This window comes from Arthrobacter sp. SAFR-179 (genome assembly GCF_059414945.1).
The window spans coordinates 50532-68043 of record NZ_JBPFDM010000003.1 but is presented as its reverse complement, the minus strand read 5'-3'; the positions used below and the strand labels follow the sequence as shown (position 1 = coordinate 68043).

General features: G+C 67.1%; 17 protein-coding genes. 14 read left to right on the top strand and 3 right to left on the bottom strand.

Annotated features, from left to right (window positions below):
* Nucleotides 1–84 precede the first annotated feature (84 nt).
* Entirely contained in the window at nt 85–351 is a 267-nt protein-coding gene (locus ACR65K_RS07240; protein ID WP_440151992.1) for a MoaD/ThiS family protein, read from the bottom strand.
* Nucleotides 352–356: 5 nt separating this feature from the next.
* Nucleotides 357–1499: a GTP 3',8-cyclase MoaA gene (gene moaA, locus ACR65K_RS07235; RefSeq protein ID WP_440151991.1), complete on the bottom strand. Its 1143-nt coding sequence runs from the start codon at nt 1497–1499 to the stop codon at nt 357–359.
* Between the two features lie 261 nt (nt 1500–1760).
* Between moaA and ACR65K_RS07230 the strand changes: the two genes are divergently transcribed.
* From ACR65K_RS07230 to ACR65K_RS07195, 8 genes are all read left to right on the top strand, one after another.
* On the top strand, nt 1761–3284 hold the full coding sequence (locus tag ACR65K_RS07230; RefSeq protein ID WP_440152310.1) for a molybdopterin-dependent oxidoreductase: 1524 nt from the start codon (nt 1761–1763) through the stop codon (nt 3282–3284).
* 55 nt (nt 3285–3339) lie between these two features.
* A complete protein-coding gene (locus ACR65K_RS07225; RefSeq protein WP_440151989.1) occupies nt 3340–4605 on the top strand; it encodes a molybdopterin molybdotransferase MoeA in 1266 nt (421 codons plus the stop codon).
* A complete protein-coding gene (gene moaC / locus ACR65K_RS07220) occupies nt 4593–5084 on the top strand; it encodes a cyclic pyranopterin monophosphate synthase MoaC (RefSeq protein WP_056338365.1) in 492 nt (163 codons plus the stop codon). The genes ACR65K_RS07225 and moaC overlap by 13 nt, the downstream gene beginning before the upstream one ends.
* Nucleotides 5085–5098: 14 nt before the next feature.
* Entirely contained in the window at nt 5099–5611 is a 513-nt protein-coding gene (locus ACR65K_RS07215) for a MogA/MoaB family molybdenum cofactor biosynthesis protein (protein ID WP_440152308.1), read from the top strand.
* Nucleotides 5601–6092: a molybdenum cofactor biosynthesis protein MoaE gene (locus ACR65K_RS07210; RefSeq protein WP_440151988.1), complete on the top strand. Its 492-nt coding sequence runs from the start codon at nt 5601–5603 to the stop codon at nt 6090–6092. Before ACR65K_RS07215 ends, ACR65K_RS07210 begins: the two co-directional genes overlap by 11 nt.
* A 113-nt stretch (nt 6093–6205) precedes the next feature.
* Nucleotides 6206–6976: a 4-hydroxy-tetrahydrodipicolinate reductase gene (gene dapB, locus ACR65K_RS07205; protein WP_440151987.1), complete on the top strand. Its 771-nt coding sequence runs from the start codon at nt 6206–6208 to the stop codon at nt 6974–6976.
* 3 nt (nt 6977–6979) lie between these two features.
* Complete coding sequence (locus ACR65K_RS07200) at nt 6980–7462, top strand: hypothetical protein (RefSeq protein WP_056338357.1); 483 nt, start codon at nt 6980–6982, stop codon at nt 7460–7462.
* A gap of 240 nt (nt 7463–7702) precedes the next feature.
* On the top strand, nt 7703–8692 hold the full coding sequence (locus tag ACR65K_RS07195) for a TM2 domain-containing protein (protein WP_440151985.1): 990 nt from the start codon (nt 7703–7705) through the stop codon (nt 8690–8692).
* Between the two features lie 125 nt (nt 8693–8817).
* Here the strand turns inward: ACR65K_RS07195 and ACR65K_RS07190 are convergent, their stop codons facing one another.
* Complete coding sequence (locus ACR65K_RS07190) at nt 8818–10053, bottom strand: heparan-alpha-glucosaminide N-acetyltransferase domain-containing protein (protein ID WP_440151984.1); 1236 nt, start codon at nt 10051–10053, stop codon at nt 8818–8820.
* 100 nt (nt 10054–10153) lie between these two features.
* Here ACR65K_RS07190 and ACR65K_RS07185 point away from each other — a divergent pair, with 100 nt between their 5' ends.
* From ACR65K_RS07185 to ACR65K_RS07160, 6 genes are all read left to right on the top strand, one after another.
* Entirely contained in the window at nt 10154–10543 is a 390-nt protein-coding gene (locus tag ACR65K_RS07185) for a hypothetical protein (RefSeq protein WP_440151983.1), read from the top strand.
* Nucleotides 10544–10601: 58 nt separating this feature from the next.
* The gene (dapA, locus tag ACR65K_RS07180) at nt 10602–11510 is read left to right on the top strand and encodes a 4-hydroxy-tetrahydrodipicolinate synthase (protein WP_440151982.1); all 909 of its coding nucleotides are present in this window, start codon (nt 10602–10604) and stop codon (nt 11508–11510) included.
* A 40-nt stretch (nt 11511–11550) separates the two neighbouring features.
* Nucleotides 11551–13242 carry a ribonuclease J gene (locus ACR65K_RS07175; protein ID WP_056338346.1) on the top strand — a complete coding sequence of 564 codons (1692 nt, stop codon included), beginning with the start codon at nt 11551–11553 and terminating at the stop codon, nt 13240–13242.
* 159 nt (nt 13243–13401) lie between these two features.
* Nucleotides 13402–16302, top strand: a complete 2901-nt coding sequence (locus tag ACR65K_RS07170; RefSeq protein WP_440151981.1) for an FtsK/SpoIIIE family DNA translocase — start codon at nt 13402–13404, stop codon at nt 16300–16302.
* A 17-nt stretch (nt 16303–16319) separates the two neighbouring features.
* Nucleotides 16320–16982: a CDP-diacylglycerol--glycerol-3-phosphate 3-phosphatidyltransferase gene (gene pgsA / locus ACR65K_RS07165; protein WP_440151980.1), complete on the top strand. Its 663-nt coding sequence runs from the start codon at nt 16320–16322 to the stop codon at nt 16980–16982.
* On the top strand, nt 16979–17458 hold the full coding sequence (locus ACR65K_RS07160; protein WP_440151979.1) for a CinA family protein: 480 nt from the start codon (nt 16979–16981) through the stop codon (nt 17456–17458). Before pgsA ends, ACR65K_RS07160 begins: the two co-directional genes overlap by 4 nt.
* Nucleotides 17459–17512 lie beyond the last annotated feature (54 nt).

Sequence of the window (17512 nt, the reverse complement as noted above, 5' to 3'; positions counted from 1 at the left end):
CAAAGCTGCGCCAGGGCATCAAAGGACCGGGCGATCAGAAACCCGCGGCAGCCTCATGAGCTGTTCCGAATACGGGCCGGTTGTTTACCCGCCGGCGAACGGAGGCAACACGTCCACCACATCGTCCGGACCAAGAACTGTCGAGTGATCCCGGACGGCCACCTCATTGAGCAGGAAGCTGCTGCGAGACAGGATCCGCGGAAGCGGCGGCGTCCCGGCAGGGGGTTCGGCACGCTCTACGGCGAGCACCGCCTCCAGCAGGTCCGCCACGGTAGCACCAGCCGGAAGTTCGAACTTTTCTTCCTCGAAGCCTGCGGCAGCGCGTGCGGCAGCAAAATAACGTACAAGCATCCCGGTCAGCCCCCGATAGCGCTCATGCTGCGGTCCGGCTGGACAAAGTCCGGAGCATCCAGTCCCACATGGTCCATGCCGTGGGCCTTGGGTTTGATCCACATGGCGTCCTGCCACCGCTGCGCCAGTTCCCGGTCGGTGGCCCCGGCCCGCAACAGACCCAGCAGGTCGAACTCTTCGCGCGAGAACAGACAGCTCATGATCTTGCCCTCGGCAGTGATCCTGGTGCGCCGGCAGTCCGAGCAGAACGGCTCGGTGACGGAAGCGATAATTCCCACGGTTCCCAGCACTGGACCAGGCGAAACTGGACCAGCCGAATCCGCAGAACCTGCCGCCCGCCGTCGTACTTCAAACCTCTCTGCAGGGGCACCATCACGCGCCCGGGGATCGGGGCTGAGGACAAACTCGCGGGACAGCAGATCGCGGATCTCGGCGGCGGTGATCATGTTGCGCCGGGTCCAGCCGTGATCGGCGTCCAACGGCATCTGTTCGATGAACCGCAGTTCATAGCCGCGCCCCAACGCCCAGTCGAGCAGCTGCGGCGATTCGGCATCGTTAATGCCGCGCATCAGGACAGCGTTCAGTTTGACTGGGCCCAGGCCGGCAGCCCAGGCGGCATCCACGCCGGCCAGGACCTGGCCCAGGAACGGACGCCGGGTCAGCTTGGTGAACGTTTCTTCATGCAGGGAGTCCAGTGACACATTGATGCGGGTCAGGCCGGCCTCCTTGAGGGCGGCCGCCTTCTTGGCCAGGCCAACACCGTTGGTGGTCATGGAGATCGGCAGGTCCGGATGGTTGGCCCGCAGCGCCGCAATGATCTGCACCAGATCGTGCCGGACAAGCGGCTCGCCGCCGGTCAGACGCAGTTCGCGGACACCCAGCTGCTCCACTCCAACCTTGACAATCCGAACGATCTCTTCGGCAGACATGACAGCCTGCTTGGCGAGCCATTCCAGGCCTTCCGCCGGCATGCAGTAGGTGCAGCGGAGGTTGCATTTGTCCGTCAGGGACAGCCTCATGTCGGTGGCGCGGCGGCCATACCGATCCACCAGCCCGGCCGGTGCATCGGCCGGGCGGCGCGCGGGGACGCCGGGCAGCGCCGATGCTGCTTCCTCCCGCGGCTGGGGCATGCCTAGCTGGACACTCATGAAATCAGGCTACGCCACGTTGAGCCGCCCATCACACCTGTGACCAGACTCAGCTGGGCAAGATATATGTGCGCACCGCCGCCGACGACCCTTGGCAAACCTATGCTGGAAGTTGTGAAGAGTTCCCAGCGCCGGCACGCAGCGGACGACGACGGCGCGGGCCTTGGGGAGCGGGCTGAAAGTTCCGTCCCGCTGCAGGCAGTCCCGCGCGCCAGGGGCGGTTGGGCTGCGGCTGCCGGGATAGCCTCGGCCGGGGCCGGTGTGGCAGCGGGGGAGTTGGCCGCAGGGGTTCTCAGCCCGTCGCTTTCACCGTTGACAGCCGTTGGCGGCGCCGTCATCGACGCCGTCCCTCCGGGCGTTAAAGACTGGGCGATCTCCGTCTTCGGCACGGCAGACAAGGCCGCGCTCCTGGTGGGAATGGCGCTGGTCATCGCCGCCCTGGCCGGGCTTGCCGGAGTCCTCGAATATCGCCGGCGGTTCACCGGTGCTGCCGTGATGGGAATTTTCGGACTTGCCGGATCGGCCGCCGTCCTCACGCGTTCCCAGATGACCCCCATGTCGCTCATCCCTCCGCTCCTGGCCGCGGGAGCCGCCGTCGTGCTGTTGCGCGTCCTGGTGCCCAGGCTGCATGTGTGGGAGGTTTCAATGCCTGCCAACCGAACAGCCAGCCAGCCTGCTGCCGCTGGAGAAGCAACGCCTGACCCCGTGGCCGCCCAAACCCGCCGCAGCTTCTTCCAGTTCCTTGGTGTCACGGCAGCGGCTTCTGCGGCGGGAGGAGTACTGGCAGGAATCTGGCGCGGGGCCACCATGGCGGTCACCGAGGCCCGGGCACGGATCACCCTTCCCGCAGCGGCGTCACCGGCAAAGCCCGTGCCTGCTGCTGCGGAGTCGGGTGTTGCAGACACGCCGCCGCTGGTAACCCCTAACCGGGACTTCTACCGGATCGACACCGCGCTGTCCGTCCCGGCGGTCAACCCGGATACCTGGGTCCTCAAAGTAACCGGCAAGGTAGCCCGAGAAGTCCAGCTCTCCTACGCAGACCTCCTGGCCAAGCCGCTGACCGAACGGCACATCACCATCGCCTGCGTCTCCAACGGCGTGGGCGGTGACCTGATCGGAAACGCCCGCTGGCTGGGCTGGCCCGTCCGGGAACTGCTGGCCCTTGCCGGTCCCCAGCCGGACGCCGACATGGTCCTCTCCCGCAGCGCCGACGGCTGGACCGCCGGGACGCCGCTGGAGGTCCTCACCGATAACCGGGATGCCCTGCTGGCTGTGGGCATGAACGGTGAACCGCTGCCGCTGGAGCACGGCTTCCCGGTCCGCCTGGTGGTTCCGGGCCTGTATGGCTATGTCTCGGCCACCAAATGGGTCACCGAACTCAAAGTCACCCGGTTCGCCGACGACGCCGGGTACTGGACTCCGCGTGGCTGGTCCGAGCGCGGGCCCATCAAGACGTCATCCCGCATCGACGTCCCCCGCAGCGGCCGCCCGGTCAATGCGGGAACGGTTGTTTTCGCCGGCGTCGCCTGGGCCCAGCACACCGGCATCCGGAAGGTGGAACTGCGGACCAACCGCGGACCATGGCGGGAAGCGGAACTCGCCACGGGGATCTCCGCCGACACCTGGTACCAGTGGAAGCTGGCCGCGGACCTCACTCCCGGGCAGTACGAGGTGCAGGTGCGCGCCACCAACCTAGCAGGCGAACCCCAGGAGGAAACGGCACGCCCACCGGCACCCGACGGAGCCACCGGATTCCACACCGTTAGAGTGGACGTGAAATCCTGACGGCCCAGACCACCTGAGGACCAGACCCCTGACGGCCCAGACCAAAGGCGCACCCATGACCAGCCACACCACGCAGGGCCCCGCCCACCACGCAGCGGAGCACGCCCGGTCCGTCGCTGAGCATGCAGCCGCCGTCGTCGAACTTCTCCGGCCGCTCCGGACAACGGACCGCGTCGAAACCCTGCCACTCAGCCAGGCGCTGGGCCGCGGCCTGGTGGGCGACGTCGCCGCGCCGCTCAGCCTTCCCCCCTTCGCCAATTCCCAGATGGACGGGTACGCCGTCCGTTCCGCGGACATTCCCGACGCCGGCATTGACCTGCGCATCATGCCCCCGGTTCCCGCCGGGTCAAGTCCGCAGCCGCTCGAGCCGGGCACTGCGGCGCCCATCATGACCGGTGCCATGATCCCGGCGGGGGCTGACGCCGTCGTGCCCATTGAAAAGGCGGTGCCGGACCACTTCCTGGCATCCGTTGACGGGCAGACAGTAACGCTGCCCGTCACCGCACCCGGAGCGTTCGTGCGCTTCCCGGGCAGCGACACCAGGGCAGGGGAGCGTGCCCTGGCCGCCGGGACGTGCCTGGGGCCGGCCCAGCTGGGGCTGCTCGCCGCCCTGGGCCTGCCGGAGGTGGCAGTGTACAAGGCGGTGACCGTCCTGCTGGTCACCACGGGGGACGAGGTGGTGGAACCCGGCCGGCCGCTCCCGCCCGGCAAGATCTACGACTCAAACGGAACACTCCTGGAAGCCGCCATGAATCAGGCGGGCCTGACAGTCCGCCGCACCGGAATTTCCACCGACAACCCGGCCGAACTCCAGGCGCTGCTGCGGACCGAAGGCCGGGACGCCGACCTGATCGTCACCACCGGCGGGGTCAGCAAGGGGGCCTACGAAGTGGTTCGGCAGGCAATGGCGGACCAGCCGGTGGACTTCCTGCACGTGGCCATGCAGCCGGGCGGGCCCCAGGGACTGGGAACGTTCGACGGCGTCCCCTTCCTTGGGTTTCCCGGCAATCCGGTCAGCTGCCTGGTGTCCTTCGAGATGTTCCTCCGCCCCGCACTGTCGGAGTTGCTCGGGGCGCCGGCCCGAAGGCTGCCGCTGCGCGCCCGCCTCGACCTTGGAGGGGCGGGCGGGAAACTCACCTCGCCCCGGCACAAGCACCAGGTCCGGCGCGGCAGCCTGCAGCCGGACGGAACCGTTCGGCTGGAGGGTGGCGAGAGCTCGCACCTGATGCACGCCCTCGCCGGATCGAACGTCCTGGTCCACGTTCCTTCCGGTGTAACGGAACTCGCCGACGGCGACGAGGTGGAAGTATGGATGCTGTGAACGCAGAACATACCCCCGCACTGACGCACCTGCGCCAGGACGGCAGCGCCCAGATGGTGGATGTCTCCGCCAAAGCCGAGACCACCCGGGAAGCTACGGCCACCGCCACCGTCAGGACCACCACCGAGGTGATGCAGCTCCTGGGCACTGGCGGCCTCCCCAAGGGCGATGCCCTGGCCGTGGCCCGCGTGGCAGGCATCATGGGCGCCAAGAAAACGCCGGACCTGATTCCGCTCTGCCACCCGCTGCCCCTCTCAAAAGTCACCGTTGACTTCGACCTCGGCACTGACGCCGTGACCATCAGCTCCACCGTGAAGACCCGGGGTGTCACCGGCGTGGAGATGGAGGCCCTGACCGCAGTGTCAGTGGCAGCCCTTAGTGTCTACGACATGATCAAGGCGGTGGACAAGCATGCCGTCCTGACGGAAATCAAGGTGCTGGCCAAGAGCGGCGGCAAGAGCGGAGACTGGGCACTGTGACCAACCCCAACGTCATGGACGTCTCCGAACCCCACCGCCACGGCGACGTGCAGGGGCGCAAGGCCGGCGTCGTGATCGCCTCCACCCGCGCCGCAGCCGGTATCTACGACGACGAAACAGGCCCGGTAATCACCGACTGGCTCACGGAACACGGCTTCGACGTCTTCCCGGCCATGGTGGTCCCCGACGGTGATCCCGTGGGCGCTGCCATCAGGGCCCTCCTTACCCAGCGTCCCGCCGTCGTCATCACCAGCGGCGGCACCGGCCTCAGCCCGGACGACCGCACGCCCGATGTCACCCTGCCGCTGCTGGACAGGGAAATCCCCGGCATCATGGAAGCGATCAGGCGGGCCGGCGCTGCCAAGACGCCGCTGGCGGCCCTGAGCAGGGGCTGCGCCGGCGCCGCGGGGCGGACGTTTATTGTGAACCTGCCCGGGTCACCGAAGGGGGTCATGGACGGGCTCAGCGTCCTGGACCCGCTGATCGGGCACCTTTGCGACCAGTTGGAGGGCGGACATGGGCACTGACGCAGCATTCGAGGTAGTGCGGGCAGTCCTGAGTGCGGAGCCCATCTCCGTGGACCAGGCGATTGCTGCGGTGGAAAGCGACACCTCCGGCGCGGTGGTCAGCTTCAGCGGGGTTGTGCGCAACCACGACGGCGGCAAGGCCGTGGAGCGCCTCAGCTACAGTGCCCACCCCACGGCCCACCAGGTCATGGCCGACGTCGTCGCCCGGCTGGTTGCCGAGCAGAACGCCGTGGGGGATGAGGCTGCCGGGGAGACTTCCGGGGGCAAGGCCGGCCAGCCGGTCCGGATCTGGGCCGCACACCGGATCGGGACGCTGGAGATCGGGGACCCGGCGCTGGTGTGCGCAGTATCCGCTGCGCACCGCGGGCAGGCCTTTGCGGTCTGCTCCGAACTGGTGGACCGGATCAAGGAACAGGTGCCCATCTGGAAGGAACAGTTCTTCGCGGACGGCACCGTGGAATGGGTCGGCGCCGGCGGCTGATGCCGTCCCGGGCCGGGCGCCGTTCAACGCGCGCCCGCTGGGTGCCCCAACTGCGAGGTAACGCACGCCGCCCGGTTCCTGCACCATCCTGTCCCGCCGGTAGGGTTAACGCCATGACCGAACAACACTCCGTTACCAAGCTGGTGGCCGTCCTTGGTGCCAACGGACGCATGGGCGCCGAGGCCGTCAAGGCCATTGATGCCGCGCCCGACATGAAGCTCGTCGCAGCCCTGGGACGGGGTGACTCATTGGAGCAGCTGACCGCCTCCGGTGCCCAGTACCTGGTGGACCTGACAGTCCCCGAAAGCACCGAAGCCAACGTGCGCTTCGCCGTCGAGCATGGAATCCACGCCGTGGTGGGCACCACCGGCTGGGACGCCGGCCGCCTGTCCGCACTGGAATCCCTCCTGGCCGGGCACCCGGAAACAGGCGTACTCATCGCGCCGAACTTTGCCCTGGGCTCGGTGCTGGCCTCCGCCTTCGCCGCGAAGGCGTCCAAATACTTCGAATCCGTGGAAATCATCGAACTCCACCATCCTGACAAGGTGGATGCCCCCTCCGGCACCGCCGTCCGCACCGCAGAACTCATTGCCGCTGAACGCAAGGCAGCCCAGGTGCCGCCCAGCCCCGATGCCACCACCACCGAACGTGCGGGCGCGCGCGGCTGCGAGGTGGACGGCGTCCGTGTCCACAGCGTCCGGCTCCGCGGCCTCGTGGCACACCAGGAAGTCCTGCTCGGCGGGTCCGGCGAGCAGTTGACCTTCCGCCATGACTCCTTCGACCGCGCGTCGTTCATGCCGGGCGTGCTCCTGGGCGTGCGCAACGTCGCCGCGCACCCCGGCCTGACCGTGGGCCTGGACGGCTACCTGGACCTGGGTCTCTAGGCCGTGAACGCTTTCGCAGCCGGCTTCCGGAAGAACCGCACCAAGATCTGGGTGGGAGCGGTGACCCTGCTGCTGGTCTTCTACCTGGTGGTGTCCTTCCAGCGTTCCCTCCTGCTGCTGGCGGACAGCAACCTGACGGCCAAGGCCATCGGCGCTGCCTACCTGGTGCTGCCCATCGTCGGCGCGTGGGCCTTGATCCGCGAGCTGATGTTCGGTGCCCGGACGGAGCAGATGGCAAAGGTCCTGGAAGCCGAGGGCGGGCTGCCCGTGGATGAACTTCCCCGCACGCCCGGCGGCAGGATCGTCCGCGCCGCTGCTGACGCGGAGTTCGAAAAGTACAGGGCTGAAGCTGAGGCTGCTCCTGGTGACTGGCGATCCTGGTTCCGGCTGAGCTGTGCCTATGACGCGGCCGGGGACCGCAAGCGCGCGCGTTCTTCCATGCGTGACGCCGTGAAGCTCTTCACCGCGGCGTCCCAGCCGCGCTAACCCCGCCCACGGTCTAAACCCCTGCTGCGGGGGGAGGCACCAATATCAGTGGCGGCTGCCGGCGGCCGCTCACTTTCTGCGATGGGTATTTCTGCCCATCGCACCTCCCTGCCGCACGCGGTAGGTTCGTTGTGCAACATTTTCCGGCTTGGGGGGCGGACATGGGGTTGGCGGTTATTCCGCCACGGTCGTCCCTTGAACCCCACTTGCGCACCTGCACACCTTTACAAAGGACGACCAATGAGCCACCCGAACTACCCCCACGCGCCCCAGGGCGGACCGTCGGCGCCGCCGATTCCCCCAGCGCCGTCCAGCTTTGAAGGGCAGCCCTCCTTCGAGGGGCGGTACCCGGCAGCCCCCCAGGGGGAATACCAGCCAGGATCCTATGGGCAGGGTCCATACTCCGACCGGCCCCGCAAGTCCTTCGTGACCACCTGGATCCTGTCCCTGCTCCTGGGCACCTTTGGCGCCGACCGCTTCTACCTTGGCAAGATCGGCTCGGCTGTTGCCAAACTGCTGACTGCTGGGGGCCTGGGTATCTGGTCCATTGTGGACCTGATCATGACCTTGACCGGGAACACCAGGGATAAAGACGGGCGACCCCTGGACGGCTATCCGGAGAACAAGAAGAAGGCCTGGATCATCACCGGTGTCGTTTGGCTGGTGAGCATCATTACCGGGGTTGTGCTGGCCATTATGTCCGTGGCCATGATTACTGCTGCGGTTAACGGCCGGAACATCCCCGTTCCACCGGAACTTCCTTCGGCTTCCCAAACCGCACCCGCACCCTCAAATGGGACCGCACCGTCAAATGGGACATCTCCGTCCAATGGGACCGGGGTCGGTGCGAACTCCTTCGTGGCCACGGTCTCCGAAGGCAACACGGTGAAGATCGGCGTTCTTGACTCCATTTACACCACCGAGATACCGGACATGACTTATCTTGAACCGAAGAATGGCGGGTTCCTGGCGGTACAGGTTTCCTGGGAGACACTGACCGGCAGCAGCTTCTCCAGCCCATCGAATTTCGCGGTCTACGATGCCGACGGCAAAGAGGGCGAACTGGTCTACCTGGATGAGGGGCTGGGAGCCCTGCCCACCGATGAGGTCGGCGCCGGCGATGTCCGCAAGGGTGTCATTGCGTTCGACGTGAAGAAGGGCCCGGTCCAGGTGGTGGTGAACGATGACTACGGCGACAAAACGGCCACCTTCACGCTGACCCCGCAATAGCCCGGGCCGTAACCGAACTGTCCGGAAGGGAACCCGCGGCGCCATTCAGTGGCCGGCCGCGGGTTCCTTTTCGTGTGATGCGAAGCTCCTCGCGCAGCCCGGTGTGCAACCCTTGCGCCCGGCGTTCAGGCCAGGGCCTTAAAGCCGCCACGCCCCACCAGGCTTGCCCCATGGCCCACCCATTCCAGCGGGCCCCGCCACATCAGCCGCGCGAACACGATGCCCACACCGATCGCAAGGGCGGCATGGGCAAAGTACATCCCGTCCTCGGTCCAGCCTGCCGGCAGGGGTTTGAGGTAGAAGCCGGAGAGCACCCAGACGTGGACGGTGTACAGGGTCAGCGTCATGGCACCGGGCCCCCGCGACGGCAGCAGCAGGTCCAGGTCAACCCATTCGGCGAGGCGCTCCAGGAGCAGGCATGCACCGATGACGGCCGCCGCTACGGCTGAGGTATGCAGCAGGTCAAGCGGGGTGCCGGAATGCGGCGCGGCCGATGCCAGCCACCACCACGAACCCTCCTGCGGCAGTCCGGCCAGGTTCACCTGCAGTACGCTGCCCAGCGGGTATCCCGGTGAGTTGAGGACCTTCTCCAGCGCAGCCCGGCCACCCCAATCCTCCATCGCCGCCACACCCAGTGTCTTGGCCACCACAGCCACCACTGTTCCTCCCACCAGCAGCAGCACGGGCACCACTGCCTTGGCCAGGAGCAGCCGGCCGATGGCCAGCCCCACCAGCAGGTAGGCCAGCCACTGCAGGACGGGGTAGTAGCCCGTGAGGAACAGGTCGGCCAGCAGCCGGGACGGTGTTCCGAGGTCCTCCCAGCGTGGGTTGTGGCCCAGCCTCAGGGGCGGCTCAGGGGCAAGGAGCCAGGGCCGCAGCAGGTAGGCCAGCACCGGCGACACCAGGATCCAGCCGGCGGCCCACGCGCACAGGCGCTTCACGCCCAGTCCCAGGAAGGGAAGGACGCACAGGAACAGCACGGCGTAGTGGACCAGGATGATGGCCACGTTCACTTCCAGGGCGCCCAGGGTCAGCCCGACGGCGGCAATCACCAGGGCGCGCAGTGCCACGCCGCGGCGGGCCGCCGAGAGTTCGGGGCCCTGCAACGGCTTGTCCTTCCCCGTGGACAGGGCAAGTCCCACCCCGGCCAGCACGGCGAACAGGGCGGCAGCGCGTCCGGAAAACGTGAGGCCGATCCAGGTGGGCGTAAGATCCGCATTCGATTCGAATGTCGGCAGCAGGTGGGTGGCCATCATGCCCAGCAGCGCCAGGCCGCGGGCTGCATCCACGCCCCGAAGGCGGCCCGGTTGATGACGGCTTGCGGTCTTCCGGGGCCGGGTGGCCGGGGTGCGGGACGTCATGACCAGATCGTCTCACATACGCCTGAGGCGTGGCTGTCACAAGGAAGGCGCAGTCCAGCACACTCTTGTGTTCGAATATATGTTCGAATACCATGGGGCCATGGAGATGCCACCATCAGAAGCCATTGCCCCGCAGGGATTCAACCCTCCACCGGTGCCCGCCGACGGGAACGTGGGAGATGGGCTGTTGAAGGCCATGAGTCCGGGCGTGGTGGACTACCTGTTCCGGCAGCTTGTCTCCGGGCGCCCAGCCGAGGACGTCCAGTGGGAACGGGAAGGCGTCAGCCTGGCCGCGCAGCCGGAAGGGGCGGAGCTTGCGCGCCGGCTGGCAGAGACGGACCTTGACGCCCTGACGCCCACCGAGCTGTTCCACTATGTACGGGCTGCGCAGCGGCTCGCCTCCTGGGCTGAGGGCCTCCGGCAGGCCGCCGTCGGCCGCTATTGCCATGCCGGAACGGATGCCCGGCAGTCCGGGCGGAACCGTATTTGACGCTTGTCACGCCCGTGGCATTGTCCTAACCAGCCGAGGACAGGGTAACGTTTTTTCCATGGCTGACTCTTCTGCGCACATCCCTGCCCTCGGTACCCTCCTGACCGCCATGGTCACGCCGTTCACCAAGGACGGCGCAGTGGATTACGACCAGGCGGCAGCGCTGGCCAGCAAGCTGGTCGACGACGGCTGTGACGGCCTGGTGGTCACCGGCACCACCGGCGAAACCTCCACGCTCACGGACGAAGAGAACCTTGGCATGTTCCGCGCAGTGAAGGACGCCGTGGGCGGCCGTGCGGCCATCATCGCCGGTACCGGTACCAACGACACCGCGCACTCGGTCCACCTCTCCCAGCAGGCTGCCGCCCTCGGCGTCGATGGCCTCCTCCTGGTGACCCCTTACTACAACAAGCCCAGCCAGGCCGGTGTCCGCGCCCACTTTGAGACCATCGCCTCCGCCGTGGACGTACCCGTCATGCTGTACGACATTCCCGGCCGGTCCTCCATCCCGATCGAACCCGACACCATGATCCGGCTGGCGCAGCACCCCAACATCGTGGCAGTCAAAGACGCCAAGGCCGACTTCATGGCAGCCACCCGTGTCATGGCGGAAACGGACCTCCTGTTCTACTCGGGCGACGACGGACTGACCCTGCCCTGGATGGCGCTGGGCGCCGTCGGCCTGGTGGGCGTTACCACCCACGTGGCCACCCGCCGGTTCCGCGAACTCATCGACGCCGTCATCGCCAACGACCTCGGCACCGCGCGCAAGGTCAACTTCGAGCTGCAGCCGGTGGTCCGTGCAACCATGACCCGGGTCCAGGGCGCCGTGGCGGCCAAACAGATTCTTAAATGGCAGGGAGTCCTGCCCAACTCGATTGTCCGTTTGCCCCTCGTGGAGCCGGACGAAACCGAGATCGAAACCATCCGCGGGGATTTGGCGGAAGCGGGGCTGGTCTTCTCCTGAGGCTAAGACCGGCACCCTTCCGCCTGGAAAGTAGTGCACTATGACCCAATCTGCCCTTACCGGCCTTGTTACCCCTCCGCGCCTGCCCCAGGGCACGCTCCGGATTGTTCCGCTTGGCGGCCTGGGGGAGATCGGCCGGAACATGGCCGTGTTCGAAATCGACGGCAAGCTGCTGATCGTGGACTGCGGCGTCCTCTTTCCGGAGGAAACCCAGCCCGGTGTTGACCTGATCCTGCCCGACTTCTCGTATATCGAGGACCGGCTGGACGACGTCGTGGCCGTCATCCTGACGCACGGCCACGAGGACCACATCGGCGCCGTGCCGTATCTGCTGCGCCTGCGCAACGACATCCCCCTGGTGGGGTCCCAGCTGACCCTCGCCCTGATCGAGGCGAAGCTGCAGGAGCACCGTATCCGGCCCTACACGCTGACCGTGGAAGAGGGCCAGGTGGAGAAGTTCGGACCCTTCGAATGCGAGTTCGTGGCCGTGAACCACTCCATCCCGGACGCCCTGGCCGTGTTCATCCGCACCGCGGGCGGCACGGTCCTGCACACCGGCGACTTCAAGATGGACCAGCTGCCGCTGGACGGACGCATCACCGACCTCCGGCACTTCGCCAAGCTCGGCGAAGAGGGCGTGGACCTCTTCATGTCAGACTCCACCAACGCCGACGTCCCCGGATTCACCACCGCGGAGAAGGAAATCGGCCCCACCCTGGAGCGGCTGTTCGGCCAGGCCACCAAGCGCATCATCGTGGCCTCCTTCTCCTCCCACGTCCACCGCGTGCAGCAGGTCCTGGACGCCGCGGCCAAGCACAACCGCAAGGTGGCCTTCGTGGGCCGCTCCATGGTCCGCAACATGGCCATTGCCGAGAAGCTGGGCTACCTGGACGTCCCCGCGGGCCTGATCGTGGACATCAAGAACATCGACAACCTCCCGGACAACCGCGTGGTACTCATGTCCACCGGATCGCAGGGCGAGCCCATGGCCGCCCTGTCCCGGATGGCCAACGGCGACCACCGGGTGGTGGTGGGCGACGGCGACACCGTCATCCTGGCTTCCAGCCTCATCCCGGGCAACGAGAACGCGGTGTTCCGGATCATCAACGGCCTCCTGAAGCTTGGCGCCGACGTGATCCACAAGGGCAACGCCAAGGTTCACGTATCCGGCCACGCCGCCGCCGGTGAGCTGCTGTACTGCTACAACATCCTTGAGCCGCTCAATGCCATGCCGGTGCACGGTGAAACCCGGCACCTGATTGCCAACGGCAAGATCGCCATTGAGTCCGGCGTCCCGGATGCCAGCGTCATCCTTGCGGACAACGGCACCGTCATCGACCTCCGTGACCACCAGGCAGATATCGTTGGCCAGGTGGAGGTGGGCTTCGTCTACGTGGACGGCTCCAGCGTGGGCGAGATCACCGACGCCGACCTCAAGGACCGCCGCATCCTGGGCGATGAGGGCTTCATCTCCATCATCACGGTCATCCACCGCGCTACCGGCAAGGTGGTGTCCGGCCCGGAGATCCATGCCCGCGGCGTTGCCGAGGATGATTCGGTGTTCGACGACATCATCCCCAAGATCAACGCTGCACTGGAGGAAGCGGTCCAGAACCACGCCGACCACACCAGCCACCAGCTCCAGCAGGTGGTGCGCCGCGTCGTGGGCACCTGGGTCAACCGCAAGCTGCGCCGCAAGCCCATGATCATTCCCGTGGTGCTTGAGGCCTGATACCAGGCGGCACCGCGTCGGCGGATCCCCGGAAGGGCCCGGTTCTCCATGGACCGGGCCCTTCCGCGTATCCCGGGCGGTTCCACGCTGCCGCCCGGAGGGTAGGCCGGCGGCCCCGATATCCCCGGAATCACAGCATGCTTCCGGTACCGTGGCAGTATGGCCACACGTACTACTTCCGCGCCCAAAGGTACCGGCAGGGGGAGCTCCGGCAGCAAAGCCGGCAGCTCCACAGGCCGCGGAACCGGCTCCACCGCCAGCAGGACGGGGCGCGGCGGCTCATCCAGCACCGCACGCACCCGCCAGCTTCCCGCCGTCGAACACCACCAGCCCTGGCTGCTGCGCGTCGTCGGCGGAGCATGGCTGGGAGTGGGCCACCTGGTGGGCGGGGGAGTGCGCCGCATCGGCCACGACGTCAGCGACATCCCCGCGGAGGAACGCCGCGACGGCGCCGCCCTGTTCAACCTGGCACTGGGTATCTTCATCGCCACGTTCGCCTGGTGGGGCCTGACGGGCTGGTTCCCGGACGCCGTCTACGCCGTGGTGAACGGCACCTTCGGCTGGATCTCCCTGCTGCTCCCGCTCATGCTTTTCGTGTGCGCCTTCCGGCTGTTCCGCCAGCCCTCAGACGGCCGGGGCAACAACAGGGTGGGCATCGGCTTCCTGATCATGACGTTCGCCGGCTGCGGGCTGGCGCACATCCTCGGCGGCCAGCCCACGGTTGCCGACGGCTTCGACGGCCTCCGCAAAGCAGGCGGCATGCTCGGCTTCCTGGCGGCCACGCCCCTGGCCGCCATCCATGCCGCCGTGCCCGTGGTCCTCTACGGCCTGCTGGCCTTTGTCTCATTGCTGATCATCACCGCCACGCCGTTCACGGCCATCCCGCGCCGGATCCGCGGAGCCTACGAACACCTCATGGGCATCGACCTGATGGACCAGGAACATCCCGGGGACGCCCACGACCGCAGCTACCTGGAGCGGTCTGCACCCGCGGCACCCAAAAAGAAGAAGCGCAAGCTGTTCGGCAAGGACCAGGAGTCCGACGCCGGCCTTGAGGGCTATGTGGGTGACGAGGCCTTCGAGCACGCCGTCATTGACGACGACGAGCGCGAACCTGCGCGGCCCGCGCCCGGAGTGCGGCGGCCCACCCAGGCGGAGATCGCCGTCGAAAAGATCAAGGCCGCACAGGGCCTGGGTGCCGGCGCCCAGGCGCCCCCGGCGGAAAACGCCACCGAGGCCATCCCGCTTGTCATCCCCGGTGCCGCCGCTCCCGCCAAGGCGGGCGCCGCACCCGCTGCTCCCACCGTGCCGTCGAATCCTGTAGCCCCCGCGCCGCCGCCCGTTCCCATTCCGCAGCGCACCGAACAACTGTCCCTGGCCGGAGACGTCACCTACACACTCCCTGCCTCGGACTACCTCACCCCGGGCTCCATCCCGAAGGAACGCACGGAAGCCAATGACGCCGTCGTCGCTGCCCTGACGGACACCCTGCAGCAGTTCAACGTCGATGCCACCGTCACGGGCTTCAGCCGCGGTCCCACTGTGACCCGCTACGAGATCGAACTTGCCCCGGGCACCAAGGTGGAGCGGGTTACCGCGCTTTCCAAGAACATCTCCTACGCCGTCGCGTCGAGCGATGTTCGTATCCTCAGTCCCATCCCGGGCAAGTCCGCCATCGGCATCGAAATCCCCAACACGGACCGCGAGACGGTGTCCCTGGGCGATGTCCTGCGGAGCCAGAACGCCCGGCGCACGGACCACCCGATGGTCATGGGGGTGGGCAAGGACGTTGAGGGTGGCTACGTGGTGGCCAATCTCGCCAAGATGCCCCACCTGCTGGTGGCCGGTGCCACCGGTGCCGGTAAGTCGTCCTTCGTGAACTCGATGATCACCTCCATCCTGATGCGCGCCACCCCCGATGAGGTGCGCATGGTGATGGTGGACCCCAAGCGGGTGGAACTGACCGCCTACGAAGGCGTCCCGCACCTGATCACACCCATCATCACCAACCCCAAGAAGGCCGCGGAAGCACTGCAGTGGGTGGTGCGTGAAATGGATGCGCGCTATGACGACCTCGCCAACTACGGCTTCAAGCACATTGATGACTTCAACAAGGCGGTGCGGGCCGGCAAAGTGATCCCGCCTGAGGGTTCCAAGCGCGTCATCAGGCCCTACCCCTACCTGCTGGTGATCGTCGACGAGCTTGCCGACCTGATGATGGTGGCGCCCCGCGACGTCGAAGACTCCATCGTCCGCATTACCCAGCTCGCGCGTGCCGCCGGCATCCACCTTGTGCTGGCTACACAGCGTCCGTCCGTGGACGTCGTCACCGGCCTCATCAAGGCCAACGTGCCCTCGCGCATGGCGTTCGCCACGTCATCCGTCACCGACTCCCGCGTGGTCCTGGACCAGCCGGGCGCGGAAAAGCTCATTGGCCAGGGTGATGCGCTCTTCCTGCCCATGGGCGCCTCCAAGGCCATGCGCGTCCAGGGGGCCTGGGTTACCGAATCGGAAATCCACAAGGTGGTGGAGCACGTCAAGGGTCAGCTGCAGGCTGTTTACCGTGACGACGTTGCCCCTGAAGCGGAGAAGAAGCAGATCGACGACGACATCGGGGACGACCTCGAGGTGCTGCTGCAGGCCACCGAACTGGTGGTCACCACGCAGTTCGGCTCCACCTCGATGCTGCAGCGCAAGCTCCGCGTCGGGTTCGCCAAGGCAGGCCGGCTCATGGACCTGCTCGAGTCCCGCGGCGTGGTGGGCCCCTCCGAGGGCTCCAAGGCGCGCGATGTGCTGGTCAAGCCGGACGACCTCGCCGCCGTGCTGGCCGCCATGAAGGGCCAGGAGGCGCCGGCCGCCGCAGACTCCCAAACCGCCGCCCTCAGCGACAATGCCAACGCCAACATCGCCCAGGGCGGCTACGCCGAGGACCTCGTGGCCGCCGACCTGGACAAGAGGAACCAGAACGTCGAATATTACGACGGCGCAGATTCCGCTCCGGGCGGGTATGGCGATGATGACGACGGATCCGAGGACGCCTGGTCCCTCACCGGGCGCTAGGCCGGTAGCCTAGGAACGTGACTAGCACCGATGCAACCGCCGCCGGCCAGGGCCGTGCCGGGGTCTGGAACCTTCCCAACGTCCTGACCATGATCCGCATCGCGCTGGTTCCGTTTTTCGTCTGGTTCCTCGTGGCGGACGCGCCCGGGCTGCACAGTACCTCCGGACCGTGGCGCTGGGCAGCCGTGGCGGCATTCGCCGTGGCCATCTACACGGACAAGCTCGACGGCGACATCGCCAGGAGCCGGAACCTCGTCACGGACTTCGGAAAGATCGCCGACCCCATTGCAGACAAGCTGCTGACCGGTTCCGCCTTGGTGATGCTCTCCCTGCTGGGCGAGCTGCCCTGGTGGGCAACCCTGGTGATCCTGGTCCGGGAATGGGGCATCACCGCACTGCGCTTCTTCGTGATCCGCTATGGGGTCATTCCCGCCTCCCGCGGCGGCAAGCTCAAGACCGTTGTGCAGACGGCGGCGATCTTCCTCTACCTCCTGCCGTTCGGGGCCTTCGCGCCGTGGATGTCCTGGGTTGCGTTCGCCGTCATGATGGCCGCCGTGGCCATCACCCTGTGGACCGGCGTCGAATATGTGGTCGAAGCACTGCGCCTTCGGAGGAAGGGCAAGCGGCAGGCAGGGGCCGTCCCGGGGCAGGAAACAGCGACGGGGCAGGACCAGGCATGAGCAACCTGCACCTTTTGGCCGGGCAGGCTGTACGGCAGGCAATCGACTCCGGGCAGACCGTTGCCACTGCAGAGTCGCTGACGGCCGGCATGGTGTCTGCTGTCCTTGCCGATACCCCCGGTGCCTCGGGCATGCTGCAGGGCGGGGTCATCGCCTATCAGAACTCCGTGAAGGAGTCGGTGTTGCACGTCCCTGCCGACCTCCTTGCCAGTGCCGGATCCGTGGACCCGGACGTTGCCTGTGCCATGGCGGCCGGCGCGCGCACGGTCCTGGGCGCCGACGTCGGAATTTCCACAACCGGGGTGGCAGGTCCGGACGCCCACGACGGCAAGCCCGTGGGGCGCGTCTACATTGGGATTGCCACGGCGGCCGGAACCGCAGCTTTCGAATACTCCTTTACCGGCAGCAGGCCTGACATTCGGGGCGCGGCCTGCGCCGCGGCCCTGGAACGGCTCCTTGAGGCACTGTCCGCCTGACACGTGGCGGCCCCCAAGTTACCGGGCGTAAAGTTGACGGGAACAAAAGCCGGT

Excerpts from the sequence above, each read along its gene's own strand:
- ACR65K_RS07210 (WP_440151988.1), top strand. The coding sequence starts at position 5,601 with ATGGGCACTGACGCAGCATTCGAGGTAGTGCGGGCAGTCCTGAGTGCG.
- dapB (WP_440151987.1), top strand. The coding sequence starts at position 6,206 with ATGACCGAACAACACTCCGTTACCAAGCTGGTGGCCGTCCTTGGTGCC.
- ACR65K_RS07225 (WP_440151989.1), top strand. The coding sequence starts at position 3,340 with ATGACCAGCCACACCACGCAGGGCCCCGCCCACCACGCAGCGGAGCAC.
- ACR65K_RS07170 (WP_440151981.1), top strand. The coding sequence starts at position 13,402 with ATGGCCACACGTACTACTTCCGCGCCCAAAGGTACCGGCAGGGGGAGC.
- dapA (WP_440151982.1), top strand. The coding sequence starts at position 10,602 with ATGGCTGACTCTTCTGCGCACATCCCTGCCCTCGGTACCCTCCTGACC.
- ACR65K_RS07160 (WP_440151979.1), top strand. The coding sequence starts at position 16,979 with ATGAGCAACCTGCACCTTTTGGCCGGGCAGGCTGTACGGCAGGCAATC.
- moaA (WP_440151991.1), bottom strand. The coding sequence starts at position 1,499 with ATGAGTGTCCAGCTAGGCATGCCCCAGCCGCGGGAGGAAGCAGCATCG.
- ACR65K_RS07215 (WP_440152308.1), top strand. The coding sequence starts at position 5,099 with ATGGACGTCTCCGAACCCCACCGCCACGGCGACGTGCAGGGGCGCAAG.
- ACR65K_RS07240 (WP_440151992.1), bottom strand. The coding sequence starts at position 351 with ATGCTTGTACGTTATTTTGCTGCCGCACGCGCTGCCGCAGGCTTCGAG.
- ACR65K_RS07190 (WP_440151984.1), bottom strand. The coding sequence starts at position 10,053 with ATGACGTCCCGCACCCCGGCCACCCGGCCCCGGAAGACCGCAAGCCGT.
- ACR65K_RS07195 (WP_440151985.1), top strand. The coding sequence starts at position 7,703 with ATGAGCCACCCGAACTACCCCCACGCGCCCCAGGGCGGACCGTCGGCG.
- ACR65K_RS07185 (WP_440151983.1), top strand. The coding sequence starts at position 10,154 with ATGGAGATGCCACCATCAGAAGCCATTGCCCCGCAGGGATTCAACCCT.
- ACR65K_RS07175 (WP_056338346.1), top strand. The coding sequence starts at position 11,551 with ATGACCCAATCTGCCCTTACCGGCCTTGTTACCCCTCCGCGCCTGCCC.
- moaC (WP_056338365.1), top strand. The coding sequence starts at position 4,593 with ATGGATGCTGTGAACGCAGAACATACCCCCGCACTGACGCACCTGCGC.